The organism is Paraburkholderia sp., assembly GCF_047605525.1.
Lineage (GTDB): Bacteria > Pseudomonadota > Gammaproteobacteria > Burkholderiales > Burkholderiaceae > Paraburkholderia.
In genome coordinates this window covers 52,505-77,379 of sequence record NZ_JASGFN010000007.1, presented here as the reverse complement: position 1 = coordinate 77,379, position 24,875 = coordinate 52,505, and the positions used below count along the sequence as shown (strand labels likewise).

23 protein-coding genes and 1 pseudogene are annotated in these 24,875 nt (G+C 61.7%); 4 read left to right on the top strand and 20 right to left on the bottom strand.

The features are described 5' to 3' along the window. Position 1 precedes the first annotated feature (1 nt). The 5 genes from QM685_RS12110 to dapA are packed head-to-tail and all read right to left on the bottom strand — an operon-like array spanning position 2 to position 4,943. A complete protein-coding gene (locus QM685_RS12110) occupies positions 2-1,165 on the bottom strand; it encodes an ABC transporter ATP-binding protein (protein ID WP_415116102.1) in 1,164 nt (387 codons plus the stop codon). A 14-nt stretch (positions 1,166-1,179) separates the two neighbouring features. After that, positions 1,180-2,031 carry an ABC transporter permease gene (locus QM685_RS12105; protein ID WP_415116100.1) on the bottom strand — a complete coding sequence of 284 codons (852 nt, stop codon included), beginning with the start codon at positions 2,029-2,031 and terminating at the stop codon, positions 1,180-1,182. Beyond that, positions 2,028-2,864 carry an ABC transporter permease gene (locus QM685_RS12100; RefSeq protein WP_415116098.1) on the bottom strand — a complete coding sequence of 279 codons (837 nt, stop codon included), beginning with the start codon at positions 2,862-2,864 and terminating at the stop codon, positions 2,028-2,030. The genes QM685_RS12105 and QM685_RS12100 overlap by 4 nt, the downstream gene beginning before the upstream one ends. 46 nt (positions 2,865-2,910) lie before the next feature. Continuing rightward, on the bottom strand, positions 2,911-3,981 hold the full coding sequence (locus QM685_RS12095; RefSeq protein WP_415116096.1) for an ABC transporter substrate-binding protein: 1,071 nt from the start codon (positions 3,979-3,981) through the stop codon (positions 2,911-2,913). Positions 3,982-4,019: 38 nt separating this feature from the next. Next, the gene (dapA, locus tag QM685_RS12090; RefSeq protein ID WP_415116094.1) at positions 4,020-4,943 is read right to left on the bottom strand and encodes a 4-hydroxy-tetrahydrodipicolinate synthase; all 924 of its coding nucleotides are present in this window, start codon (positions 4,941-4,943) and stop codon (positions 4,020-4,022) included. A 505-nt stretch (positions 4,944-5,448) separates the two neighbouring features. Here dapA and QM685_RS12085 point away from each other — a divergent pair. From QM685_RS12085 to alr, 3 genes are all read left to right on the top strand, one after another. Beyond that, positions 5,449-6,240 (top strand): phytanoyl-CoA dioxygenase family protein, encoded by a 792-nt coding sequence (locus QM685_RS12085; RefSeq protein WP_415116092.1) that lies wholly within the window; start codon positions 5,449-5,451, stop codon positions 6,238-6,240. A 109-nt stretch (positions 6,241-6,349) separates the two neighbouring features. Continuing rightward, positions 6,350-7,531, top strand: coding sequence for a branched-chain amino acid ABC transporter substrate-binding protein (locus tag QM685_RS12080; protein WP_415116090.1), 1,182 nt, complete (start codon positions 6,350-6,352; stop codon positions 7,529-7,531). 29 nt (positions 7,532-7,560) lie between these two features. Further along, complete coding sequence (alr, locus tag QM685_RS12075; protein WP_415116088.1) at positions 7,561-8,712, top strand: alanine racemase; 1,152 nt, start codon at positions 7,561-7,563, stop codon at positions 8,710-8,712. Between the two features lie 6 nt (positions 8,713-8,718). On the opposite strand, the gene QM685_RS12070 is transcribed toward alr, so the two are convergent. Beyond that, a complete protein-coding gene (locus QM685_RS12070; protein ID WP_415116086.1) occupies positions 8,719-9,579 on the bottom strand; it encodes a LysR substrate-binding domain-containing protein in 861 nt (286 codons plus the stop codon). 70 nt (positions 9,580-9,649) lie between these two features. Continuing rightward, positions 9,650-10,753, bottom strand: coding sequence for a M24 family metallopeptidase (locus QM685_RS12065; RefSeq protein WP_415116084.1), 1,104 nt, complete (start codon positions 10,751-10,753; stop codon positions 9,650-9,652). Between the two features lie 14 nt (positions 10,754-10,767). Between QM685_RS12065 and QM685_RS12060 the strand changes: the two are divergent. Continuing rightward, positions 10,768-11,097 (top strand): annotated as a pseudogene (locus tag QM685_RS12060) (IscS subfamily cysteine desulfurase); the annotation flags it as partial. A 14-nt stretch (positions 11,098-11,111) separates the two neighbouring features. Here the strand turns inward: QM685_RS12060 and QM685_RS12055 are convergent. The 13 genes from QM685_RS12055 to QM685_RS11995 form a co-directional block, all read right to left on the bottom strand. Beyond that, positions 11,112-11,675, bottom strand: coding sequence for a MarR family winged helix-turn-helix transcriptional regulator (locus QM685_RS12055; protein WP_415116082.1), 564 nt, complete (start codon positions 11,673-11,675; stop codon positions 11,112-11,114). Positions 11,676-11,863: 188 nt separating this feature from the next. Next, entirely contained in the window at positions 11,864-13,192 is a 1,329-nt protein-coding gene (locus QM685_RS12050) for a D-tagatose-bisphosphate aldolase, class II, non-catalytic subunit (RefSeq protein WP_415116080.1), read from the bottom strand. Continuing rightward, positions 13,152-14,144 (bottom strand): sugar kinase, encoded by a 993-nt coding sequence (locus tag QM685_RS12045; RefSeq protein ID WP_415116078.1) that lies wholly within the window; start codon positions 14,142-14,144, stop codon positions 13,152-13,154. Before QM685_RS12045 ends, QM685_RS12050 begins: the two co-directional genes overlap by 41 nt. Then, positions 14,137-15,108 (bottom strand): ABC transporter permease, encoded by a 972-nt coding sequence (locus QM685_RS12040; RefSeq protein ID WP_415116518.1) that lies wholly within the window; start codon positions 15,106-15,108, stop codon positions 14,137-14,139. The genes QM685_RS12045 and QM685_RS12040 overlap by 8 nt, the downstream gene beginning before the upstream one ends. 29 nt (positions 15,109-15,137) lie before the next feature. Beyond that, positions 15,138-16,724 (bottom strand): sugar ABC transporter ATP-binding protein, encoded by a 1,587-nt coding sequence (locus QM685_RS12035; protein ID WP_415116076.1) that lies wholly within the window; start codon positions 16,722-16,724, stop codon positions 15,138-15,140. After that, the gene (locus tag QM685_RS12030) at positions 16,721-17,539 is read right to left on the bottom strand and encodes a substrate-binding domain-containing protein (protein WP_415116074.1); all 819 of its coding nucleotides are present in this window, start codon (positions 17,537-17,539) and stop codon (positions 16,721-16,723) included. The genes QM685_RS12035 and QM685_RS12030 overlap by 4 nt, the downstream gene beginning before the upstream one ends. A 105-nt stretch (positions 17,540-17,644) precedes the next feature. Further along, the gene (locus QM685_RS12025; RefSeq protein ID WP_415116072.1) at positions 17,645-18,460 is read right to left on the bottom strand and encodes a DeoR/GlpR family DNA-binding transcription regulator; all 816 of its coding nucleotides are present in this window, start codon (positions 18,458-18,460) and stop codon (positions 17,645-17,647) included. Positions 18,461-18,885: 425 nt separating this feature from the next. Beyond that, positions 18,886-19,749, bottom strand: coding sequence for an ABC transporter permease (locus tag QM685_RS12020; protein WP_415116070.1), 864 nt, complete (start codon positions 19,747-19,749; stop codon positions 18,886-18,888). A 2-nt stretch (positions 19,750-19,751) separates the two neighbouring features. Then, positions 19,752-21,011 carry an ABC transporter permease gene (locus tag QM685_RS12015; protein ID WP_415116068.1) on the bottom strand — a complete coding sequence of 420 codons (1,260 nt, stop codon included), beginning with the start codon at positions 21,009-21,011 and terminating at the stop codon, positions 19,752-19,754. Then, a complete protein-coding gene (locus QM685_RS12010) occupies positions 21,008-22,168 on the bottom strand; it encodes an ABC transporter ATP-binding protein (protein WP_415116066.1) in 1,161 nt (386 codons plus the stop codon). Before QM685_RS12010 ends, QM685_RS12015 begins: the two co-directional genes overlap by 4 nt. Positions 22,169-22,179: 11 nt before the next feature. After that, entirely contained in the window at positions 22,180-23,274 is a 1,095-nt protein-coding gene (locus QM685_RS12005; protein ID WP_415116064.1) for an ABC transporter substrate-binding protein, read from the bottom strand. 51 nt (positions 23,275-23,325) lie between these two features. Beyond that, positions 23,326-24,669, bottom strand: a complete 1,344-nt coding sequence (locus QM685_RS12000; RefSeq protein WP_415116062.1) for an amidase — start codon at positions 24,667-24,669, stop codon at positions 23,326-23,328. Continuing rightward, positions 24,666-24,875: a hypothetical protein gene (locus tag QM685_RS11995; protein ID WP_415116060.1), complete on the bottom strand. Its 210-nt coding sequence runs from the start codon at positions 24,873-24,875 to the stop codon at positions 24,666-24,668. Before QM685_RS11995 ends, QM685_RS12000 begins: the two co-directional genes overlap by 4 nt.

The window sequence follows — 24,875 nt, the reverse complement described above, 5'->3', positions numbered from 1 at the left end:
ATCATTTCCTCAACACGACGGCATCGCGCGCGGCCCAGCGCACAGCCAGTTGCTGCCCGACATTCGCGCGTTCCGCGGCGCGCGCCGAAATGCCCTTCACGAGCAGCGTCGCGCCGTCGGCGAGCGTCAGCTCGAAGCGCGTCATGCCGCCCACGAACGAGACCTGCGCGATCGTGCCCACGCACGTGTTGTCGTCCTCGGGGCGCATCTGCTCCACTACGTCGATCTTTTCCGGACGCACCAGCACCTTCACTTTCGCGCCGATCGCGTGACCTTCGATGCTGCGCACCTTGAGCACGCGATTCGCGGAAACACGCACCACGCCATCGGCCTGCACGGCGCCTTCGATCAGGTTGGACTCACCGACGAAGTCCGCGACGAACTCGTTGACCGGCTCGAAGTACAACTCGTCGGGGGTGCCGAGTTGCGCGATGCGTCCGCCGTTCATCAGACACACGCGGTCCGAGAGATTGAGCGCCTCCTCCTGATCGTGCGTGACGTACACCAGCGTCGTGCCGAGATCGCGATGCAGCCGCTTGATTTCGCCCTGCAACTGATCGCGCAGTTTCTTGTCGAGCGCGCCGAGCGGCTCGTCCATCAGGATCACCGAAGGCGAATAGACGATGCAGCGCGCGATGCCCACGCGTTGTTGCTGGCCGCCCGACATCTCGCGCGGCTTGCGATTCTCGTAGCCGGTCAAGCCGACGCGTTCGAGTGCGTTGCGCACGCGCTGCTGGATCTCCGACTTCGCGATGCCGCGAATGCGCAGCGGAAACGCCACATTGTCGAACACATTCAGATGCTGCAGCAGCGCGTAGTTCTGGAACACCATGCCGAGGCCGCGCTCGCGCGGCGGCACGCTCGACACGTCCTTGCCGTCGAGCACGATGGTGCCCTCGGTCGGCGCGACGGCGCCCGCGATGATGTTGAGAATCGTGCTCTTGCCCGAGCCGCTCGGTCCGAGCAGGCTCAGGAATTCGCCTTTGCGGACCGAAAAGTCCATGCTGTGCAGCGCGACCGCGCTGCCGTAATGCTTGCTCACGCCGCGAAACACGATCATGTCTTCCATGCCGCGCTGCGCCGCGACGCTACTCGAGGCTTCCTGGCCCGCCTGCGCGGTCCCGGCCGGCGGACGGCCGTCGTTATCCAGTAGAACGTGTGACATGTTTTTCTCCAACCTCAATGCGACGACTCGGGCGCAGCCGGCTGAAGCCAAACCGACACGCAACAGAAAACCAGCGAAAGCAACGTGAGCAACGCGGACACGGCCGCGATCACCGGCGAAATATCCCATTGAATGCTGCTGTACATCCGTACCGGCAACGTGGTCGTCGCGGGGCTCGTGAGAAACCATGCGATGACGACTTCGTCGAACGACACCAGAAACGCGAACAACGCACCCGCGAGAATCGACGGACGAAGCTGCGGCAAGACCACCTTGAAGAACACGGTGCCGCGCTTCGCGCCCATGATCGTGGACGCGAATTCCAGCGCCGGGTCGAGCTTCTTCACGCCGGCCATCACCGTCATCATCATGAACGGCGTGACATAGGCGACGTGGCTCACGACGAGGCCGAACGTCGAGCCGACCAGATGCAGCCGCGAAAGGTACAGATAAAGGCCGAGCGACATCACGATCACCGGAACCAGAATCGGGCTCATGAGCAGCAGCATCACGAAGCGCTTGCCGGGAAACTCGTGACGCACGAGTCCGTATGAGGCAGGTAGTCCCAGCAGCACGGAAACGAGCATGGTGAGACTCGCGACCTTCAGGCTCTGCAGGATCGGACCGACCCAGCTAGCCGACGTGAAGAGATGCACGTACAGCGACGTCGACCACACGCGCGGCGGGAAGGTCAGCTCTCCGTCGCCGCCGAACGAAATCGGAATGACGATGAGCGTGGGCACGAGAATGAAGACATACACCAGAATGGCGACGAGGTTGCGCAGCCGCGCATAACGACGTGCCAGTCCATCGACGACGACACCGCGCCGCACTGCCGGCAAACCTGCTTGCATCGATGTGCTCATGCCATCACCCTTTTCGAATCGCGCTTCTGGAACCGCTCCGCGCCGAGCGCCGCGAGCGTGACGATGCCGAGCAGAATCACGCCGATGGCCGACGCCATGTTCCAGTCCATCGTTTCGCGCGTGTAGAAGTCGACGAGATTGGACATCATCGCGTCCTTGCGGCCGCCCAGCAGCGCCGGAATCACGAAGAAGCCCATCGACATCACGGTGGTGCTCAACGCCGCGGCGGCCACGCCCGGCATGGACAACGGCAGCGTGATGCGAAAGAAAATACGCGGCGGCTTCGCGCCCATGATTTCCGAAGCGCGGTAGAGCGACTGATCGATGGCGAGCAGACTCGCGAGCACCGGGAAGACGATGAACGGGATCAGATAATTGGTCATTCCGACCATCACGCCGAAGCGGTTGAACAGCATCGGCAGTTGCACCTGCGTGGCGAACACGACCGACAACAGCTTGTTGACGAGCCCGTCGCGGCCGAGCAGGACCGTGAACGCATAGCTTTTCACGAGAATGCTGGTCCAGAACGGCACCAGCACGAGCACCATGCAGAGGGCACGCTTCTTCGGCGTTTGTTTCGCGAGATGCATGGCGATCGGATAGCCGAGCAGCAGGCTGCACAGCGACGCGCAAATGCTGATCTCGAACGTCGACCACAACGTGCGCAGAAAGAGTTCACTGCCGAAAAGGCGTCGATAGGCCGAAAGCGACAGGCCGCCGTCCACCCAGAAACTCGTGTAGACCACATACGTCAGCGGTACGAGCACGACGAGAAATAAAAATAGCGTTGCGGGGCCGACGTACAGCAACCCGTCTTTTCTGCCCTTCATCATGCCTCCTCCTGCTGAGATGCCCGACTGCGAACCACGCGCCTCGACGTTACGACAGCACCCACTCCTTGAAGCGCAGCGTAAGTTCGTCGTAATGCTCGGCCCACCAGACGTCGTTGCTGATCAGGTTCATCTTGTTGTTCGGGTCCGACATCCATTTGCGCACGTCGGGCTTGACGAGCGCAAGCGCCTTCCTGCTGGCCGGCGTGTTGCCGAGATAGTCCATGAGCGCCGCCTGGCGATCCGGGCGCATCGCGAACTGCACGAACTTCATCGCGCTCTGCCGGTTGGGCGCATTCTTCAGAACGACCAGATATTCGAGCCCGGTGAGCGTCTGCCTGAACGAGAAGTCGATCGGCTTGCCCGCTTCCTGCGCGGCCTTCACGCGAGTCGAGTAGGTGTAGCTGTAATCCACCTGATCCGTTTCGACGAGCGAGACCGTTTGCGGCGTCTGGTCCACCCATTTGCCGATATACGGCTTGATGCGGTTGAGCGCGCGAAATGCGCGTTCGACGTCGAGCGGATAAATCTTTTCCGGCGGCACGCCGTCGGCGAGCAACGCGATTTCGAGGGTTTCGCTCGCGCGGTTGCGCAGCGTGCGCTGGCCGGGAAACTTCTTCACGTCGAAGTAATCGGCGAATGTTTCCGGGTGCTTGCCCGCCGGATATTTGCTGTTGTCCCAGCAGATGCCGCCCGTAAAACCGTAGAACGGCACCGCGAATTTCGTCATCGGCGCGATCAGGTCGCTCGGGTCGAACAGCGCCGGGTCGAGCGGTTCCCAATAGCCGTTCTTCGCGCCCGTCATCGCCATCGGGCCCACCGCGTCGAACACGTCCCATTGCACGTTGTTCGTCATCACCTGCGCCTTGACGCGGGCGAGATCGGGCGTATCGACGAGTGTCACATGGACGCCGAATTCCTTTTCGAACGGCTTGGCGAGCGCTTCCTCGACGCCCTGATGGTAGTTGCCGCCCCAGCTCACGACCGTGAGATTGCTCGCGGCCGCCGCCTTGCGCGAGGTGACGATCAGCGGCGCGGCAACGGCCCCCGAGAGCAGCGTGGCACCCGCCGCCTGAAGAAAACGGCGGCGCGGAAGAACGAGGTTGTTATCGGATGACATGGGATCCTCTCTTTTCGTATCGATGATCTCGGTGCGACTCACACGCCCGCCGCGGCTGGGGAATACCCGGCCTCGCGCGCGACGAGCGGTGCCATCACGTCGGCGAGACGCCGGCGAAGCGCGGCCGATGCGGGCTCGAGCGGCGCCAGTACGTCGCCGAACGGGAGGCCTAGAAGCGACAGCGCGGCCTTGATCGGCGCGGGATTCGGCTCGGCGAAGATCGCGTCGATCAACGGGCGCAGCGTGGCATGCAGCGCGACGGCCTGTTCGAGCTGGCCGTTCGAGGCCAGCGCCAGCACGCGCGCCCACTGCTTCGGCACGAGGTTCGAGCTGGAGATGATGCCGCCCACGGCGCCCATCGCGACGTGCAGCGGCAGCACGTCTTCCTCGCCGCTCAGGATGGCGATCTTCGAAGCGGTGAGTTCGGCCGCGCGCATCTGCGTGGCGAGATCCGGGTTGCAGGCCTTGATGCCCACCACGCGCGTGAGCGCGGCGAGCTTCGCGACGGTTTCGTAATGGAGCGAGACGCCCGTGCGATACGGGATTTCGTAGAGGATGATGTCGGCGTCGACTTCATCGGCGAAACGCTGGTAGTAATCGACGATGCCTTCCTGCGTGGGCCGGAAGTAATACGGCGTGACGACCATCAGCGCCTTCGCGCCGGCCGCGACGAAGGCCCTCGCGTTATCGACGGCGTCGCCGAGTCCCGGCGAAAGAATGCCCGGCACGACGGGCAACGCGCCCGCCGCCGCTTCGAGCGACGTTTCGACGACGCGCAGGCGTTCCGCGAACGACAGCGACGTGTATTCGCCGGTGCCGCCCAGCGGCACCACGCCGTCCGCGCCGGCTTCGACGAGTTTTCCGATCTGCGCGGCGAGCGGCGCGGCGACGAAGCGGCCGCCCGCATCGAGAGGAGTGGGGACTGCCGTCAAAATGCCTGCATAGGGATGCAACTTGCTCATCGGTACGCTCTCGAGAATGGGCCGGTCAAGGTCGCCGGGAATTTGAATGACACGCCATGGCTGGAACGATAAGGAGGCAAAAAACCCCGGCCCGCACCATCAGTATCAGTTACCCTCTTTATAAGGCCTCGTTATTCAATGAAGAAAGGAATGGGCGGAATGACGCGCGGCCGGTCGGAGTCCAGCGCTCCAATCCGCGCAAACGGCCATGAGGCGAGGGTTTCCGCCGATGCGCCGATGTGGCACCCATCTACCATAACTCAGACGATTTCGCGCGGACAATGCGTTGATCTGACGCTCAGCCTGTGCTTCCCCCCATCCGGCAACCGTGTAATCCCGGATGCGCCGAGCCATAAATTCGCATGATAACTGGCTTAAAAATTATTAGTTTCCTAAGACTCCTTTCAAAGCCTATGCTGCGTTCACTTGCATATCGCAAGCATCGCGCCAGTCGATTTCGAATAAGCGGCCGCACGTCATCATTCATCCCCTTTAGGTGGTCATAATGCGCCTGACACCAGCACAGCTCCGTCAATTCAATGAAGACGGTGTTCTCATTCTTCCCAATCTTTTTTCGGATGCCGAAGTCGAAGTTTTACGCGCCGCGATGAATCGCGTATTGACTCAGGATAATCCGGCGAATATCAGGGAAAAGAAAAGCGAGGTCGTGCGAACGGCAATGGGACTTCACGTGCGTGACGAAGTGTTTGCGCGGCTTTCCCGCCATCCGCGTTTCGTCGAACCGGCCAGACAGATTACCGGCCAGAATCTGTATATCCAGCAGTCGAAAATCAACGTGAAGGAAGCGTTCACGGGCGAAGTGTGGCAATGGCATCAGGATTTCCCGACGCATCATCGCGACGACGGCGTGCCGCGGCCCGAAGCGCTCAATCTGCACGTGCTGCTCGACGACGTGAACGAATTCAACGGCCCGCTGTATTTCATTCGCGGATCGCACCGGTTCGGGCCGGCGGCCAGCATTTACGACACAACCACGACCAGCCATCCGCTCTGGGTGATCGATCCCGGCGTCGTCAGGCAAATGACCGATAAAGGCGATCTGATTTCCGCCAAAGGCAAAGCCGGCACCGCATTGATCTTCGGTGAATGTGTCGCGCATTGCTCACCGCCGAATCTTTCACCGTGGACGCGGGCGATTTTCTCGCTGATCCTGAATCCGGTCGCGAACCGGTTCACCAACCCGAAGCGTCCGGAATATATCCATCATCGCGATCTCACGCCGGTCACGCCGCTTCACGACGGCTGCCTGCTCGATGAACTGGAGCCGGTGGCATGAATATCCAATAAGAAGCGCCGGATTATCACCAGCATAATCCGGCGCCGGAATGCCGACGAGTCATAGACGCTCGAGCGCCCCCCAATAAGTCTCGCCAAGGAGATCACCCATGAAACAGCCCGCGCGCAAAGCATCGCTTATCGCGTATCTCGTGTTTGCCGCGTTATCGGTGGCCGGCGCGGCAAGCCACGCGCAGACCGGCGCCGCGAGCGCGTCGGCGACGGCAGCGAAGGTAGTCAGGATCGGCGTCGCCGGGCCGTTGACGGGTGGGCTCGCGCACTTCGGCAAGGACAACGAGAACGGCGCGCGCCTCGCTGTCGAGGAAATCAACCAGACCGGCCTCGTCATCAACGGTCAGCGCATCACACTGGCGATCGACTCGCAGGACGACGCAGCCGATCCGAAAACCGGCACGCAGGTCGCGCAGAAACTGGTCGACGACGGCGTCGTGGCCGTCGTCGGGCACTACAACTCAGGCGTCTCGATCCCCGCGTCGCGAATCTACAGCGATGCCGGCATCGCGCAGATCTCGCCGTCGTCCACGATTCCCGATTACACGCTGCAAGGCTTCAAAACGACGTTTCGCCTCGTCGCCACCGACGCCGCGCAAAGCCCCGCGCTGGCGGCGTACGCGGTCAGGCATCTCGGCGTGAAACGCGTCGCCGTCGTCGACGACGCGACACAGGCCGGCCTCGGCCAGGCGAGCGAATTCGAAAAGGCGGTGCGCGCCGACGGCGGCACGATCGTCGCGCGCGAGGCGACGACTGCCAGCGCCATCGACTTCCGCGCGATCCTCACGAAGATCAAGGCCACGCGCCCCGACACGATCTACTTCGGCGGCACCGACGCCGGCGCGGGCCCATTCGCGAAGCAGGCCGCCGGACTCGGCCTGACGGCGCGCATTCTCGGCTCGGACGGCATCTGCACGGAGAAAATGGCCGAACTGGCCGGAGACGCGGTGAACCGGGTCACGTGTTCGGAGGCCGGCATGCCGCTCTCGAAGATGAGCCGGGGCGACGCGTTCAACTCGCGATACAAGGCGCGCTACGGCGAGCCGTTGGTGCTGTACGCGCCGTTCACGTACGACGCGGTGTTCGTGATCGTCGAGGCGATGAAGCGCTCGAATTCGACCGATCACGCGAAGATCCTCGACGCGATTCACCAGACCGACTACACCGGCGTGACAGGCCACATCGTGTTCGACGCCAAAGGCGACATCAAGGAGCCGGCGATCTCGATCTTCGATTTCGAGCGCAACAGGAAGACGCTGCTCGACGTCGTCAGGCTCTGAGCCCGCATCATCTCTCCACGGGAAAGAGCATGACCACGTCCACGCTCGCCGGTTTTTCCAACGACGTCGATTCATTTCCCGCCTGGGCGGAAATCGATCTCGACGCGCTCGGCCGCAACTTCGATCTTCTGAAGGCGCGCGTCGGCGCGGACCGCCAGATCATCGTGCCGGTCAAGGCGAACGCGTATGGCCACGGCGCGGTAAGCGTCGCCCGGCATCTCGCCGCGCGCGGCGCGTACGCGGTGCAGACCGCGTGCGTGCGCGACGCGGTCGAGATCCGCCGCTCGGGCAATCCGGTCAGAATCGTCACCTATCCCGGCGATCTTCGCGCCGACCTGTCGACGCTGCTTCAACACGACATCGTGCCGAGCGTCGTCGATCTCGACGGTGCGCGGCACGTGTCCGACACCGTGTCGCGGCCGACCGCGATCTACGTGAAAATCGACGCGGGATTGCAGCGCCTCGGCGTGTTGCTCGAACACGCCGAAGACGTCGTGATGCGGATGGCCGCGTTGCCGAACCTGTCCATCGACGGTCTGTACACGCACCTGCCGATTTCCGATATGCGTCACGCGGCGTGGGCGCGATCGCGAATCCGCGCGTTCGAAGCGCTCGTACTCGATCTCGAACGCCGCGGCCTCGAGCTGCCGATGACCCAGGCGCGGGCAAGCGCGCACGTGATGGCGCGGATCGACGACGGCTTGAGCGCCGTGTGCGCCGGTCATCTTCTCTACGGCCTGAGCCCTTTCGCGACTTCCGAAGCAATCGATTTTCCGACGAAGCCGGTGCTGGGCGCATTCCGCTCGCGTCTGATCCAGGTCCGCCCGACCGGAAAGTCCTGCACCGAAACGCCCTACGGCGGGGACTTCCGGAACGTCGAAACGACCGGCGTGATTCCCGTCGGCCGCGCGCATGGCGTCCGCCGTCCGCTGAAGCAGCCGGCGAGCGCCGTTCTCGTAGCGGGCCGTCCCGCGCGGATCCTCTCCGTCACGCTCGAATACACCGTCATCGATCTGACGGACCACCCGAACGTCCGTCCCGGCGAAATCGTTACGTTGCTCGGCGACGATGGCGATGCTTCACTGAGCCTCGACGATGTCGCGACGCGCCCGGACTGTACGCCGCTCGATTTCTGCATCGGCTTGCGCGGCGTCGCGTTCCGCTATCGCGGCGCGCGGTGAACGGAACTACAGCGCCGGCAGCAGCGATCGCACGTGCTGCTCGAACCGCTCGAGCAGTCGCGACGGCGGCCGCCGGCCGCGCTTCACGGTCAGACCGATCACCGGAAGCGCCGGCAGCCCGCTCGATTCCGGCAGCACTTCGAGATCCGGCGGCACCGCGGTCTGCGTAATGACGGCGATCGCCTGACCCGAGCGCACGACCGCCGTGAGCCCGATCATGCTGCCGCTCGCATAGGCGATGCGATAGCTGCGGCCGGCGCGATCGAGACACGAAATGGCCGCCTGATGGTCCAGCGTGTCCGGCTCCGAAAGCGCGAGCTGAAGCGGATCGAAGTTCATCGCGTCGCCGCCGCGGCTCTGCACCCATACGAACGGCTCGCTGCGCAGGAACTGATCGCGATTGTTTCCGGTGTCGGGCAGCGACACGATCGCGAGATCGAGGACGTGATCGTCGAGCTGTTCGAGCAGGCGCGTGGTCTGCGCGCACACCACTTCGACGAGCACCTGCGGATGCTGCTGCGCGAAGCTCTGCAGCAGGGTCGGCAGAAAAACGTACGAGTAATCTTCCGGGCATCCGAAGCGCAGACTGCCCGACAGACTCTCGCCCATCAGCTCGGCGACAGCTTCGTCGTGCACGTCGAGAATGCGCTTGGCGTGCAGCAGGAAGCGCTCGCCGTACATCGTGAGCATTACGCCGCGCGCGGTGCGAATCAGCAGCGGCTGCTGCACCATGATTTCGAGCCGCTTGATCTGCTGACTCAACGCGGCCTGCGTGCGGCCGACCTGCCCGGCGGCGCGGCTCATCACGCCGGACTCCGCGACGGCCACGAAGTTGCGCAACAGATCGGGATCGAGATGGGGAATCATGCGGCAAACTTAACCGACTTCCGTGGCGCGCACAATCTAGGGTTTGCCGGCGTTCCCGCACCCGGGAATCTCACGAGCGGACCGGGAACGTCAGCGCGTCCAGCTCCGTCGGGCCGCCCGTTAATGCGATGGGTCCGGTGTCGCCTATCAGCACGGTGTCCGAATGACGAAAGCCGCCCACTCCGTCGATATAAAGACCCGGTTCGATGGTCAGGCACATGCCCTTTTCGATTGGCCGCTCGTAGCCGTCGGCGAAAAACGGTGCTTCGTGCGCGGTGACGCCCATCCCGTGCCCGGCGCGGTGGAGCAGCCGATCGCCCATCCCTGCGCGGCGGAAGTGATCGTTGACCCGTCGATCGACCTCGCTCAGTAGCTCGCCCGGTACCGCGGTCTCGAACGCGATGCGCCGCGCTTCCATCATCACGTCAAACGTCTGCCTGGCCGCATCGGGCACGTGGCCGATGAAGAATGTCCGCTCGACTTCCGCGCCCGTGCCGTTCATCACCGCGTTAACGACCGACACGTGCGGTCCGCCTTCTGCCATCCGCATGTCGATGTCGGTGAAATTGTGCGGGTCATGCGAAACGCTGCCCGGCTGGAAGACCGCAATGATCCGGGTCGCGGTCGGATTGATGGACGGATCGTCGGCAAGCAGGCGCGACATGATCATCCCGCGCAGCTTCGCCGACGTCTCGGCCATGCCGAGACCGGGGCGCGCCTCGGCCAGCAGCGCATTGTGCGCGTCGGTCGCGAGGCCGCATGCATAGACATGCCGACCGATCTCATAAGCCGACTTGATCATGCGGACGTCATCGACGATGTCGACGCATACGCGCTCGCCCGGAATCTCCATGTAGATCTGCAACGGACAAATCGACTCCACGCCGACCCGCTCCCCCGCTTCGAACAACTCCTTGAACCGGTCGCTCCACGCGAGCCCGGCCGGCGCCGGGAACTCGAAATAGGAAACGACTTCGATATCGCCGATGGCGCGCGTCTTCACGTGCGGGATTTCGAGTTGAGGCACGACGAACTGCGGCCGCCCGCTACGCGGGATGACGAGAACGAATGGCCGCTCGTGAACCATATTCGCAAAGTTCGTCAGGTAATAGATGTTGTCGGGATTGAACGACACATATCGATCGAGCCCTGCTGCTGCCATTCTGGTCTGCACGCGTTCGAGGCGTCCGCATCCCGCACAATCTGAATGTCAGCTTCAACTTTGTCGAAGGCGAATCGCTGATCATGGGCATCAAGGGCGTGGCCGTGTCGTCGGGCTCGGCCTGCACGTCGGCGTCGCTCGAGCCCTCTTACGTTCTACGCGCGCTGGGACGCAGCGACGAGCTCGCGCACAGTTCGATCCGCTTCACGCTGGGACGCTTCACCACCGAAGCCGAAGTCGACGAGGTCGTTCGCCAGGTCACGCAGACGGTGACGAAACTGCGCTCGCTGAGCCCGTTGTGGGACATGCATCAGGAAGGCATCGACCTCAGCACGATTCAATGGGCGGCGCACTGAAATCGCGCGTTCGCCTACGCACCGGCCGCGCGGGCCGCCGCCCGTTGCTGGCTGGCCTGCAGGTGCGCGAGGTCGAGCGCGGCCTGGTCACCGTTGCTCACGAGGCGGTCGACCAGCGAGCACAACACCTTGAATTCGGTGCGCGTGACGCCTTCGAACAGCACGTCGTTGATGCGTTGCTGGGTGGGCAGGAGATCATTGAGCAGGCGGTTTCCGGCGGTGGTCACGGTAAGCCGCAATTTGCGCTTGTCTTCCGGATTGGCCTTCTTGTCCACGACTCCGAGCTTCTTGAGCTTGTTGGTCTCGACCGTCACGAACGCGCCGCTCAGATGCAGATGCTCCGCGAGGCGGTTGACCGTTACCTCTTCGCGCGCCGAGAGATGCGCAATCGAGCGCAGCAACGAATATTGCACGCCCGTGAGCCCCGCGAGGCTTCCGAAACCGTCCCGTATCGACAATAGACGCGCGGCGAACGGAAGCAAGCCGTTGACGAGGTGCCGGAATTCGGCATCCGATCCGTCAACGAGGCAGGAAGAATGAGTAACGGTGAGAAGTTTTGAATTGGCGCCGGCTGCCATAGGTCTATGCTCCATTAGCTTGTTTTCCAAGCTTTGGAACTAATTTTAGCAGATGCCGATGCGTGCCCATCTCAGGATGCGGAGGTGCTCCTCGCCGGCAACACCCTGAAACCATCGGACACCCAGGGGCATCGCCGCGGGGTGCGCCGCACGTCGCCAATCGGCCCTCTGGCGCACAAGCGAACGCTTTATGCCCGGCACGCAGCCGCGTACACGCCAATGACTTCGCGAATCTTGCTCTGGATGAGACTCCCTGGCGAAGCATCGATCAGACCGCGGCGGAACTGCCAGTACTGTTCGGGCAGATAGCGACTCAGCAGGTTTTCGGGAATAGCGACGTTCGTCAGATTGTTCATCAGCGTTTGTGCTGCCCCGTCGATTTCCGGATCCGCCCAGTAATAGCGTACCCGGTCGCTATAGCTGTAGGTTCGCAGCAGTCGTTTTTCCTGGTCATTGCCGTGGTAGTACTGTTCCCAGTTTCCCGGTCTGGCAAGCATCACCCTCTCGACGATCTCCGGCAGGTTCGACCTTGTGTCGGCGGGAACGAGCTCGCGCTCGATGTCGGCGAGCGCACACAGTGCCTCCCGCAGCGCAAAGGTGACGCCCGGCCCCACTTTCAGAATGGCGAATCCATCGCGGACCAGCGCGGTGAGCGACTCCGGCTTCTGATAGTCGGTGGAGTGCGCTTCGAAGACCATGCCAGGCAACTGCTCGAGAACGCAGGAGAGATTCGTCGCCAGCTCGGGCTTGTAGTCGACCACCTTCGTGTGGTCGAACTCCACGCCGGGCTGAACGACGAGCGCGATTACACGTTGCCATGCATCATCGAGGCCCCGCTCATGCCAGGCCTGTCTATGGACGGCAATCGTATCCAGCGCCGCCTCCGGACGGGTGACTTCGACCGTATCCAGTTCTTCCGCGGCACCGCCGGGAACGGGAACCTCGGTGCCAATGATATAGACCGGTTTTTCGCGTTTGCCTGCGCCTTTGCCTGCGCGTTCGGCCGCCGCTTCGGCGATCGCGCACAATCGCGACGCCCTCGCCGCAACGATATCGTCCGAGAGACGCGCGGGATCCCCGGCACAGCTCATGCTGGTATCGAGGTGAATCTTGGTGAAGCCCGCCGACACGTACGCGTCGATCAGTGCCTCCGCGCGTTGCATGGCCTCCTCCGCGGGAAGTCTGCGCCACGCGTTGGGCCCGAGATGGTCGCCGCCGAGAATGAGCCTCGTGCGCGGCAGGCCGGCGCGGTCCGCGAGAAGATGAACGAATTGGACAAAATCCGCGGGCTTCATGCCCGTGTAGCCGCCGAACTGGTCGACCTGATTCGACGTCGATTCGATCAGCAGCGGCGTGTCGTCAGCCAGCGCCTGCTTCATCGCCGCCTCGAGCACCCATGGGTGCGCGGAGCATATCGAGTAGATACCCTTGAGTTTCCTCGCGGCGCCCTCGTCGCCCGAGAGCCGGGATACGACATTAGCCATGAGATTGCTCCGAGGATTGAGCAATGAAGTCATCGAGTTGCGCGAGCGTTGCCGTGCCTTCCATCGGACCGCGAAAAGTCACGGCCCGCGCGCCGGCCGCGCACGCGTAATTCAGAGCCTTCTCGACGCCAAAGCCCTGGGCGCGACAGGCAATCCAGGTTCCGCCAAAGCAGTCGCCGGCTCCGGTCGGGTCGACCTCCTCCACGGCCAGGGCCGGCAGACTGAGCTCCGTCGTGCCGTCGTAGTAACTGCAGCCGTCCTTTCCGCGCTTGATCACCACTTCACGCACGCCACGCTTCAGGAGTTCGTCGACGGCGCCCCGCTCGGTACTCGCACTCGCGAGGAGCATCACTTCGTGTCCGCTCGGCAGGAACACGTCGGTGTAGTCGAGGATGAAGTCGAGTGCTTCGCGCATTTCCGGAATACGGAGCATTTCCTTACGGATGTTCGGGTCGAAACTGACCGTGCCACCGTGTCCCTTGACGGTCTCGATGACCTTCTTCATCGCTTCGATGATGCGAAACGAGAAGAGCGAGGAACCCATCACGTGAAAGTGGCCACACTGCTTCAGCAGATCGTCCCGGATATTGCCGACCGAAAGATGTCCCGACGCGCTGTTCGCAATGTTGTAGATGAAGTCGCGCTCGCCGTCTTCACGATAGGTCACGAATGCGCTGCCGGTCGTCGCCGTCCTGATGACCGAGATGCCTGAAACATCGACACCGTCCGCGCGCAAACGCTCGACGTTGAGTGCGCCGAAGTCGTCGTCGCCGACGCAGCCTATCATCGCGCCGCGGCTTCCGGCCTTCGCGACCTGGTCGATGAAGATAGCCGGCGCGCCGCTCGCGTAGGGGCCGATGAGCGTGCCGGGCCGGCGAAACGACTGGCCACGCCCGGTCGCCATGATCTCGACCAGGATTTCGCCCATCGTCAGGATGTAGCCGGCTTTACCGGCCCTGTTCAGTTCAGTTTCAGTGTTAGGCATGGCGCTTCTTCGTTTGAACGTCGATGCAAACGGCGACGAGAATCACGACGCCCTTTACGATCAGTTGGTAAAAATACGGAACACTCAGCAGGTTCATGCCGTTGTTGATGACACCGATGATGAGCGCGCCGATCAACGTGCCCGCAATCGTGCCGTAGCCGCCGTTCAGGCTCGTGCCACCGAGTACGGCGGCGGCGATTGCGTCGAGTTCGTAGCCAAGACCCGCATTGGGCTGCGCGGAATACAGACGCGAGGTCATCAGTACGCCGCCGATGCTCGCCATCAGGCCCGAGAGCATGAAGATCGTAATCCTGAGGCGCTTGACATTGATGCCCGAATAGAGGGCTGCTTCGCGATTTCCCCCTGCCAGATAGGCCTTCCGGCCAAAAACCGTTCTGGAGAGGACAAAGTGGTTGAGCGCCAGCAGGACGAGCAAAACCCAGATTGGAATCGCGATACCCAGCACGGAAGCATTACCCAGCGCGGCGAAGCGGTCGTCGTCGATCGAGATCGGTACGCCCGCCGATGTGATGTAAGCCAGTCCGCGAAAAACGCCCATCGTTGCGACCGTGACGATGAACGACGGAATGGTGAGTGCCGCGGTCAGCGTGCCGTTGACGAATCCGAGCAGCAGCCCGGATGCCATTGCCAGCACGACGGCCAGCGCGGGATGCAGGCCGTGTTGCATCGCGAAGGCCGCGACGGTACCGACGAGCGCCATCACGGCGCCCACCGAGAGGTCGATATCGCCCAGCAGCAGCACATAGGTCATGCCGAAGCCGAGGATGGCGATGATGGACACCTGCATGACGACGTTCAGCAGGTTGCCGAGCGTCAGAAAGTTCGACGACAGAACGGCGAAGAGCACGCAAAGCAGGATGAGCCCACAAACGATGCCGCCATAGTGGCGCAGCCACTTCGAGAATGCGGTCACGCTACGCGTACGACCGCTCGACGGATCCATGCCGGCGTTGGGAGTGAGTTCGGAGGGTTTCATGCTTGTGAAGCTCCTGTTGCATACGACATCACCGTTTCCTGCGTCAGTCCTGTCGTATCGAATTCCTTGACGAGACGCTTCTCGCGCATTACGGCGAGGCGATCGCTCATGGCCAATACCTCGGGCAACTCCGAGGAAACCAGAACGATTGCGGTGCCGGCGTCGGCAAGTTCGCGCATCACACGATAGATTTCGAACTTCGCGCCGACATCGACGCCCCGTGTGGGTTCGTCCAGAATCAGCACTCGCGGCCTTAACGAGAGCCATTTCGAAAAGACGACCTTCTGCTGGTTTCCCCCGCTCAGATCGCCCACTGCCTGATGCGGGCCGGCAGTCCGGATCTTCATCCGGTCGATCGCGTCATGCGTCTCCCGTTCCTCGAATCGGCGGTCGAGGATGCCGAATCGCGCACCTTTTCTCTCGAAGCTCGCCATCGTGACGTTTTGCGCGATCGAATGCATGAGCACGAGCCCTTCGTGCTTGCGATCTTCGGTCACGAACGCAATCCCTGCTGAAATCGCGTTCTCCGGAGAGCGCAAACGCAACGGTTTGCCGTCCATCACGATCTGGCCGTCCGGGCGTCCGATGCCGAACAACGCGTTCATCACATCGGAACGACCGGCGCCGATCAGGCCAAAGAATCCAAATATCTCGCCGGGCCGCACACTGAAGCTGATGTCGTGGAACTTTCCTTCGATCGTCAGATTTCTGACTTCGAGCAGCGGTGAGCGCCGCGCGTCGAGCGCCGTGGTACGCGGCAGATAGGCACCGCTCATCTCGCGCCCGACCATCAGGTTGATCAGCGCTCCGATGGTCGTCCCGTTCTTGTCGTGCGTGCAGATGTACTGACCATCGCGCATCACCGAGATATCGTCCGAGATGCGCATGATCTCGTCCATCCGGTGCGAGATATAGACAACGGCCGTGCCCCTTGCCTTCAGCTTCATCACGATGTCGAACAGCACTTCGGCGTCCCGGTCACTCAGCGACGACGTCGGCTCGTCCATGATGACGAGGTCGGCATCGCGGCTCAGTCCCTTCGCAATTTCAACGAGCTGCCGCTGCGCCATCGACAGCCGCGCGACCGGCGTGTGGGGATGGATATCGATGCCGAGATCGTCGAGCAGATCCCGCGCCCGACGCATGAGCGCCTTGAAGTCGACGATGCCGAACCGGCGCGGCTCATGCCCCGCGAAGATGTTTTCGGCCACGCTCAGATTCGTCGCGAGGCTCAGTTCCTGGTAAATAATCGAGATGCCCGCCGCCTGCGACTCCGACGGGGTCGCAAACGTTACAGGCTCGCCGCGCAGAAGAACCTCGCCACGGGTTGGCACGTGCACGCCCGCAAGAATCTTCATCAGGGTCGACTTGCCGGCACCGTTTTCGCCGAGGATCGTATGAACGCGGCCGCTGCGCAACTTGAGCGACACGTCCTTGATCGCCTCGACGGGTCCGAACGACTTGGCAATCGAGCGCAATTCGACGAAAGGAGTTTCGGCGCCTCCGGCGGACACGACCCCGCCCCCCGGCCGCGGCATCGCGCCCGACGGCCGGGTGCTCAGACTATTCGGGTGCGAGATCATTTCGACGCTTCGTGCATATAGATCCCGGGCGTCACGGGGATCTGCTTCGCCACCGGCTGTTTCTCGGCAACCTTCACTGCGGTGTCGATCGCGATCGCGCCCATCTTCTCGGGATACTGACGGATCACCCCGACAAAATTCGGATTTTTGTCGACGGCCGCGCGAGCCTCGGGCATGCCATCAAACCCGATGACCTTGACATGGTTGCCCGCCGACTTGCCGGCAACTGCCGCCGCCATCGCTGCGTCGTCGCCGAATCCGAAGATTCCGTCGAGATCGGGATGCGCCTGCAACATGTTCTGCGCCGTGGTCAACGCTTCGGCACGGGTCACACCCGGCTGGACAGCGACAATCTGGACGCCTGGACATGCGCCGAGTGCCTTTTTGAAGCCGTTGACACGATCGATGACGGATTGCACGGTCGGATAGTCAATCACACCGACCTTGCCCTTCCCGCCGAGGACCTTGCACATCAACTGTCCGGCCATCTGGCCGCCTGCGTAGTTATCGGTCGCAATGTGGGAGGCCACCTCGATGCCCTCCGCGCCGATATCGACGGTAATAACAGGAATACCCGCCTTCCCGGCGATCATCACGGCCGCCTTGACGCCCTTCGAATCCACCGGCGAGAGCACGATGACGTTGACCTTGCGCGTGACGAAGTCCTGCACGTCGGCGATCTGCTTGCTCAGGTCCTGATTCGCGATCGAAATATCGAGCTTCGCGTTGTCCTTCTGCGCTTCCTGCTTCATCGCGTCGGCGAGAGCGACGTAGAACGGGTGCTGCTGGGTAAGAAGGGATGCGCCAATCGTCACCTGGTCGGCGTGAGCGAATGGGGCCGCGGCGAAAGCGCCGGTGGCGGCCAGCGCCGCGGCAATGCGTTTGTACGTCAACTTCATTTGTCTCTTCCTCTGACAGGGTTAGGTCGTGGACTTGCGGAACTCGAGGATTCCGCTGTCCCTTCGGTGGAGCTGAAGGCCTTTGCGTGGCATCAGGTCCATTGTTGGCGGGTCAATTCCATCGTCGATGAGCAGCACGTCTACATCGCGTACGTCTGCAAAGATTTCACCGTCGCGTTCGTTCAACTGCGGCTGGTACGCAACGATGATCGTTCGCCTGGCCGTTTGCGCGGCGGCCTGAAACACACGGGCCACACCGGGGTCCGCGCAAAGCAGGTTGCCGTCGCGGTCGAGACCCGAGGCCTCCAGGAAGCACAGATCGATCGAACGGCGCGCGACCGACGCCTCGGCGTCGGGACCGGTCATCGCCGATGCACGCTGTTCCAGTTGGCCGCCGGTCAATGTCAGTTCGCAGTGCAGGAATCGTTGCGCCGTTTGAGCCATCCCGACGTCATGGACCAGCAATGCGAGATTCGAACGATCAGACAGAAACGGCACGATCTTGTGGACGATTTCTCCACTGCCCAGCATCAGTGACTCGTGATCGTCAACGGATTCAGCCGCAAACCGGGCAATCGTCGTTTCCGAAGCCTTGCGGGTCGCGCCATCGGCCACGGGCACCAGCATGTTTTCCCCCGGCCTCTGCGCGAGATAACGGGCCTTGCCGAAAGACCGCACGAGGTAACGCTGCTGCTCGAGATACGTCAGATCCGTACGAATGGTGACGCTCGAAACGTCGAATGCCTGGCTGAGCTCCTCGACCGACACCTCGCCGCGCTTGCGGACCAGTTCGACGATTTGCAGCCGTCGCCTCAGGGAACTCTTGTTTGCCTGCATGTCTCCGATCTCGAAAGAATGACTTTTGTTTTGAAAGATTTTAGTTTCGATTCGAAAGAACGTCAAAGCGAATTTTAGAATCGAAAGATAGGGGTTTTCCCGTAATAGAGCGTACGTGAGGCGCGGCGCGCTGCCGCGCGAGTGCGGGTATCCGCCCGAAGATGGCTACCTTCGGCACGACAGCGGAATCTTTCGATTACGACGCGGTGGCGTGACAAATGACGCGAAGCTTGCAGCGGATAGAAGAGAATTCGCTGACGTGCGCGCGAGTCTGACTTGCGCAAATCGGGGAATCGAAAGGGTGGCCGGTTAACGGAGTGCGACGTGACTCAAGGTCACGCCGCCGCGCCCAAGGGGGTGCTCTACTGGAAAAAAAGGCGGGGTGGGCGCCTCGATGAGCGCCCCGCGCGCAGCCGTGGCGAATCTCAAGACGCCTGGATGTCCCGGCGAACGAGCGCGGCTCTCTTTCGCAATGCGCCAACCAGCCACATCAAGACAAGCGACAGCACGATCCAAAGTGTAGCGGCGGCCAGAATAGCCGGGCTTATCTGTTCGCGAAGGCCCGACCACATCTGCCTCGGAAGAGTGAAGTATTGCGGACTGGGCAGCAGGAACAGCGCGAAAACAACTTCATCGAACGACGTAATGAAGGCAAGCACTGCGCCTGCTGTCACGCCTGGCATGATCAGGGGCAGCGTAACCTTGCGAAAGACCATCCACGGGGGCGCCCCCATGATGGCCCCTGCTCTTTCGAAGGACCGATCGAGGCCGCTGACGGAAGCCAGAACGGTGACAACCACGAACGGAATACCGAGCGCCGTGTGCGCGGCGATCAACCCCCAAAGATTGTCGACGAGGCCGACCTTCGCGAACACGAAGTAGGTTCCCGCGCCGGTAACGATCGTCGGGACCACCATCGGCGCAAGAATGAAGCTCATCATCAGCGACCTGCCGGGCAGCAGGCGCTGCCTCAGACCGAGCGCCGCCGCGGTACCGATCGACGTAGCAAGAATAGTCGTCGAAACGCCTGCAACAACGCTGTTTCTGACTGAGAGCAACCAGCGCGGATTGGTGAAAAACGCGTCATACCAGCGCAGAGACCATGCTTGCTCGTGCAGATGCAACATCGCTCGCGAAAATGTGAAATAGGGTTCGGCGTTGAACGACAGCGGGATGATCACCAGAACCGGAGCAACGAGAAAGAAGAAAATCGTCGCGCAGATCAGTACGAACAGAACACCCCATGCTTTCTCGATGGGTGACCGGAACGGCCGACTATGCATGTTCATGCTCAACCCATCCTCAAATTTTCAGCGCCGACCAGCCGGGTGTACACGAAATAGAGAGACAGCACGGCAACGAGCAGCACGATGCTCAGGGCTGCGGCGAGCCCCCAATTGAGCGAGGTCTGAATGTTGAAAGCGATCATGTTCGAGATCATCTGACCGGACTGGCCACCGACAAGAGCGGGAGTAATGTAGTACCCAAGGGCCAGGATCAGAACGAGCAGCGCGCCGGCTCCGACGCCGGGAAGCGTTATCGGGAAATAGACTTTCCAGAAGGAACTGAAGCGCCCCGCGCCAAGCGATTGCGCCGCGCGCATATAGCTGGGCGGAACGGCGACCATCACGCTGTAGAGCGGAAGTATGAAGAACGGCAACAGGATATGTGTCATCGAAATCAGGGTGCCGGTCAGGTTGTAAATCAACATGACGCGATTGTTTTCATTCACCACGCCGGCGAAGACGAGAAGATCGTTCACGACGCCCTGAGATTGCAGCATCACCATCCACGCGGTGACGCGAACCAGCATCGATGTCCAGAACGGCACGAGCACGAGGATCATGAGCCTGTTTGCGGTTGCCTTCGATCGCGTTGCCATCAGATAGGCAATCGGATAACCCATCACACCGCAAAGCAGCGTTACGACAATCGCGACCCAGAACGTCTTCAGATATAACGAGCGGTAAACCCGGCTATCCGCGGGCTGGGAGACGATGTGTCCTTGCTGGTCGCGACGGAAGTCCAACGCCGAAAGATAGTTGTCGAACGTGAACGGGCGCGTGGCACGCGCCAGCAGCGGGAGCACGCCTGCGTCATCCCACATCGGATCGACGCCGGCGAACCATTCACGGGTAGGCGCTTCGTCGGTCGCGGCAGCCCGCCGGGCGGTACGCTCCACGACGGAACGCAGGCCCGGACGTTGCTCGTTCAGCCGGCTTGCGACAACACCTATCTTGCCCTGCTCTCTTGCCGCAACGAGATCGTGCGCCAGACTTTTCCATATCCGGTCTTTCGCGCCGCCATCGAGTGCTCGAGCCGTAGCCGGAAGAAGGTCGCGCAACGTCGGATCGTACAGGCTTACCTGAAACATCTTTGCAATGGGTATCAGGAAAGCAAGCACCAGAAAGACAATCACGGGCAGTACCAGAAGCAGCGACTTGCGCGTCTCGTGGCGCCTCGCCTTCTGAACACGACTTTTCAAGGACGTGCCGCACCGCTCCTGATATGAGGCCTCGGGGCCTTTCCCGGTCATCGTCACGGGGCTCATCCCTGTCCTCCCGCGGCCAGCAGCGCACGACTGTCGACCGACCGCCAGCCAATAGGCAGTGTTTGTCCGGAACGCAGAGAACCCAAACCTGAAGTGTTGGCGACTTTCACGGCAATGTCATTGCCACTCGGGATTCTGCAGGTGAGGCGAACGTGATCCCCGAAATAGGTCGATTCGATGATTTCCGAGTTCACCCGGTTTTCGAAATCCGTATCGTGCGCCGCGATCGATACCCGTTCGGGCCGTAAAACAACGGAGACCCGCGTGCCCGACACCAGCGGCTTCGCAGTGAGTGCCTCGAACTGGCAACCTCCGTGCGTAACTTTTGCCCGGTAGTCGCCGCTCGACGACGCGTAGCATTCGTCTACGACGCCATCCAGAAGATTGTTGTCGCCTACGAAGCGCGATACGAATTCCGTGTTCGGCGACTCGTAGATCTCGGCCGGCTCCCCAATCTGCTCGATCATTCCATTGTTGAAGATAGCGACGCGATCAGACATCGCCAGAGCTTCGTCCTGGTCATGCGTAACGTACACGACAGTCACACCGAGCATCTTGTGCAGGTGCCTGATTTCCGTCTGCATATGCTCCCGGAGCTGCTTGTCCAGCGCACCGAGGGGCTCATCCATCAGGACCAGGGCCGGCTCGAATACCAAAGCGCGAGCAAGCGCAATCCGCTGTTGCTGCCCGCCCGAGAGTTGCGCGGGACGACGCGACGCAAAGTTCCGCATCTTCACCATCTCCAACGCCTGCGACACCCGCCTGCCGATCTCATTTCTCGGCGTCTTTCTTGCCGCAAGCGGAAACGCCACGTTGTCCGCGATGGACATATGCGGGAACAGCGCATAGTTCTGGAAAACCATGCCGATTCCCCGTTTGTGCGGCGGCGTCGTTGTCAGATTCACGCCGTCGATGCTGATCGTCCCGGCAGTGGGCGCCTCGAAACCGGCAAGCATCATCAACGTCGTCGTCTTGCCCGAGCCCGACGGTCCCAGTAACGTGAGAAATTCGCCACGCCTGACCGCGAGGGAAAGCGATTTCACGACATGGGTAGCGCCGTCGTAACTCTTCTCCACCTGCGAGAAAACGACGTGATTGCCGTCGGCTGACTTCTCGTTCGCGTGGTGTCGCCGCTGGGAGACGTTTAGCATTTTCATTACCCTGTTTCTCAACGGGCCATCCACGCAGCCCAGCGCCGATTGATTTCGTCCTGCTCGTCGTTCCAGAACGCCGTGTCGTTCGCGAGACCCACCTTCAGATTGGCGGGCGAGGTCGGCAGGTTGTCTCTTAGAGAAGCATCTACCATCGGCAGGGCCGAGCGGCGCGCGGGGGCATAGCTGATATATTTCGTCTGCTCGGCGAGCTGCGGCGCCGAGGTCGCGAAGCGAATAAAGTCGAGTGCCGCGGCTTTATTCCTGCTCACCTTCGAGATCGCGAACACATCCCCGTTGATGATCTGGCCTTGCCAGATGATTCCAAAAGGCTTCTTGTCCCTAGTGATCGCGTCTGTGAATCTGCCATTTCCTCCCTCGGTCATCACCACTTCACCATCGGCGAGAAGCTGGACGGACTGCGCCTGCGCTCCCCAGAAGATTGCGTCGGCCTTGATCGTGTCGAGCTTCCTGAACGCGCGCTCCAGTCCGGCTGGCGTGCGCAGGGTCGCGTAGATCTTTTCTCTCGGCACGCCATCGGCCATCAGTGCCCACTCCAGATTGCCGTTTGGTTTATTACTGAGCCCGCGCTTTCCGGGAAATTTCTTCAGGTCGAAAAAATCCGCGATCGTCGTCGGCTGCGCACCACCGAACCTGCGCTTGTCGTACGAAATTACGTTTGACCAGAGGATGGTTCCCACGCCGCAATCCATCAGCGTGCCGTCCACGAAGTCGGCGGACACGGGCTTACCGTCCGGGGAGTTTGTCAGCGAGGCTGGCCTGATTGGATCAATCAAGCCTTCGTCGCATGCGCGCGCGGCATCCTGAAACTCGAGATCGATCACGTCCCAGGCTCCGGAGCCCGCCTGCACCTGCGAGCGCAGCTCCGCCAGTCCGCCGTTATAGTCCGCCGGCAAAATTTTCGTGCCGGTTTTTGCGGTGTACGGCTCAAAAAAGGCCTTCGACTGGCTGGCCGTATATGCCCCCCCGAACGAAGCGACAACCAGTTGTTCCGCATGAGCGGAAGCGGCTGGAAGAATCGCGCTCACTAACAGAAAAAGACGCAGAAAAAGACACGCCCGGGCTCGTTTCGAACTGTTTCGGAGCTGCATATTTACCTCTCTACATGCGTTGAAGTTTCAATCGCTGGAGATCAGGCGCATCTACATGTGCGCCAGATCCTCTTCGAGACGTCGTGCAAGTTGCAGAAGCCGCTTGTCTTTTCCTGTTGCACCAACGAGCTGCACGCTCACAGGCAGACCTTTTTCATCGGTGCCGGCAGGTAGTGCAATGGCGGGCGCGCCGACCAGATTGAAAAAAGACGTAAACAGCGTCAGCGCGTTTCCAACCGGAAGGAGCTGATCGCCGACCGGTATCCTGCTGCTACCCGTCTCTGGGGCAACAACCGGACACGTGGGAGTCAGGATCGCGTCAATAGTCGCGAACTGCCTGATGAATGTGCTTCGGTACGCGCTCAGCAGTCTTTGACATTGGACGTAGCTCTCCGCGGACAACTGCTGGCCCAGGACAAATCCACTCCGGACATCCGACCCGTACATCTCACCCGACGTGGCTATCAACGGCGAGTGGTACGCCAACGCTTCAGCGAGTTGGATAGTGAGAGATACCGTCCTCGATTCCGCGGGATCCGGTAATTCGATCTCGTGAAACGTGGCGCCAGACGACCGCAAGGCAGTAACGGCCGACTGATACCCGGCTCGCACACCGGGCTCCAGAGCCAGAGGCGATCCCTTTGGAATTCCGATGTGAAGGGATGCCGGGGAGTCGTCCACACTGAAGACGTCGAGATCGGTCAGCCAGTCCGTGACGATGGAAACATCGTCTGCATTCGCCGCGATGATGCCGACATGATCCAGCGTCCAGCAAAACGGAATGACGCCAGTCGAGTCCAGAAGGCCGAATGATGGCTTGAAGCCGGTCACTCCACAAAGCGCCGCTGGAACGCGCACCGAGCCTCCTGTATCGGTGCCTAGAGCGAACGGCACGACACCAGCGGCAACCGCGGCGGCGGAGCCGCCACTCGAGCCACCCGCCAGACGCCGGCAATCCCAGGGGTTCACCGTGGTTCCGGTGAACTGATTCTCCCCGGTCGCGCCGTACGCGAATTCGTGCATGTTCGCCTTGCCGATAAGGACGGCACCGGCGTCCGCCAGCCTCCGCACGGCAGTTGCATCTTCCGCCGGGTAATGTTCGGCAAGCACCCTGCTTCCCGCGGTCGTTCGGATGCCTTCCGTCCTGAAAACGTCCTTGGCCACGTACGGAATGCCATCAAGCAGTCCAAGCGATACGCCGAGCCGGCGGCGATCATCAGCAGCCGCTGCCTGAGCACGCGCGAGCTCACCGGTGATGGTTATCAGGCTTTTAAGGCGCGGATTCGTCGCTTCCGCGAGGGCCAGGCAATAATCCACGATCCCGCGCGACGTGACCTCACCGCGCGACAACGCTGCCGACATCTCCCTTATGCGGGTGCCTTTTGCTTGCGTCACGGTTGGCACTCCGTGATCCAGGGCGGCGCCAGGTCAGCAAGGTCTTTCGCACGGATCGCCGATAGCCGGTCGACCAGGCTGGACAGGTCGGAGACGACACCGAAGCGCGGATCGACCAGTTCCTCGAGGTCGTCGTCATGCCAGCGACCACCGAAGAATTCACGATTCACCGCGATCAGGGTCCTCAGTGATACTGGATAGACCAT

Bases quoted from the DNA above. Each gene is read 5' to 3' on its own strand.
- QM685_RS12110 (WP_415116102.1), bottom strand. From the start codon at position 1,165: ATGTCACACGTTCTACTGGATAACGACGGCCGTCCGCCGGCCGGGACC.
- QM685_RS12105 (WP_415116100.1), bottom strand. From the start codon at position 2,031: ATGAGCACATCGATGCAAGCAGGTTTGCCGGCAGTGCGGCGCGGTGTC.
- QM685_RS12100 (WP_415116098.1), bottom strand. From the start codon at position 2,864: ATGATGAAGGGCAGAAAAGACGGGTTGCTGTACGTCGGCCCCGCAACG.
- QM685_RS12095 (WP_415116096.1), bottom strand. From the start codon at position 3,981: ATGTCATCCGATAACAACCTCGTTCTTCCGCGCCGCCGTTTTCTTCAG.
- dapA (WP_415116094.1), bottom strand. From the start codon at position 4,943: ATGAGCAAGTTGCATCCCTATGCAGGCATTTTGACGGCAGTCCCCACT.
- QM685_RS12085 (WP_415116092.1), top strand. From the start codon at position 5,449: ATGCGCCTGACACCAGCACAGCTCCGTCAATTCAATGAAGACGGTGTT.
- QM685_RS12080 (WP_415116090.1), top strand. From the start codon at position 6,350: ATGAAACAGCCCGCGCGCAAAGCATCGCTTATCGCGTATCTCGTGTTT.
- alr (WP_415116088.1), top strand. From the start codon at position 7,561: ATGACCACGTCCACGCTCGCCGGTTTTTCCAACGACGTCGATTCATTT.
- QM685_RS12070 (WP_415116086.1), bottom strand. From the start codon at position 9,579: ATGATTCCCCATCTCGATCCCGATCTGTTGCGCAACTTCGTGGCCGTC.
- QM685_RS12055 (WP_415116082.1), bottom strand. From the start codon at position 11,675: ATGGCAGCCGGCGCCAATTCAAAACTTCTCACCGTTACTCATTCTTCC.
- QM685_RS12050 (WP_415116080.1), bottom strand. From the start codon at position 13,192: ATGACTTCATTGCTCAATCCTCGGAGCAATCTCATGGCTAATGTCGTA.
- QM685_RS12045 (WP_415116078.1), bottom strand. From the start codon at position 14,144: ATGCCTAACACTGAAACTGAACTGAACAGGGCCGGTAAAGCCGGCTAC.
- QM685_RS12040 (WP_415116518.1), bottom strand. From the start codon at position 15,108: ATGGATCCGTCGAGCGGTCGTACGCGTAGCGTGACCGCATTCTCGAAG.
- QM685_RS12035 (WP_415116076.1), bottom strand. From the start codon at position 16,724: ATGATCTCGCACCCGAATAGTCTGAGCACCCGGCCGTCGGGCGCGATG.
- QM685_RS12025 (WP_415116072.1), bottom strand. From the start codon at position 18,460: ATGCAGGCAAACAAGAGTTCCCTGAGGCGACGGCTGCAAATCGTCGAA.
- QM685_RS12020 (WP_415116070.1), bottom strand. From the start codon at position 19,749: ATGAACATGCATAGTCGGCCGTTCCGGTCACCCATCGAGAAAGCATGG.
- QM685_RS12015 (WP_415116068.1), bottom strand. From the start codon at position 21,011: ATGAGCCCCGTGACGATGACCGGGAAAGGCCCCGAGGCCTCATATCAG.
- QM685_RS12010 (WP_415116066.1), bottom strand. From the start codon at position 22,168: ATGAAAATGCTAAACGTCTCCCAGCGGCGACACCACGCGAACGAGAAG.
- QM685_RS12005 (WP_415116064.1), bottom strand. From the start codon at position 23,274: ATGCAGCTCCGAAACAGTTCGAAACGAGCCCGGGCGTGTCTTTTTCTG.
- QM685_RS11995 (WP_415116060.1), bottom strand. From the start codon at position 24,875: ATGGTCTATCCAGTATCACTGAGGACCCTGATCGCGGTGAATCGTGAA.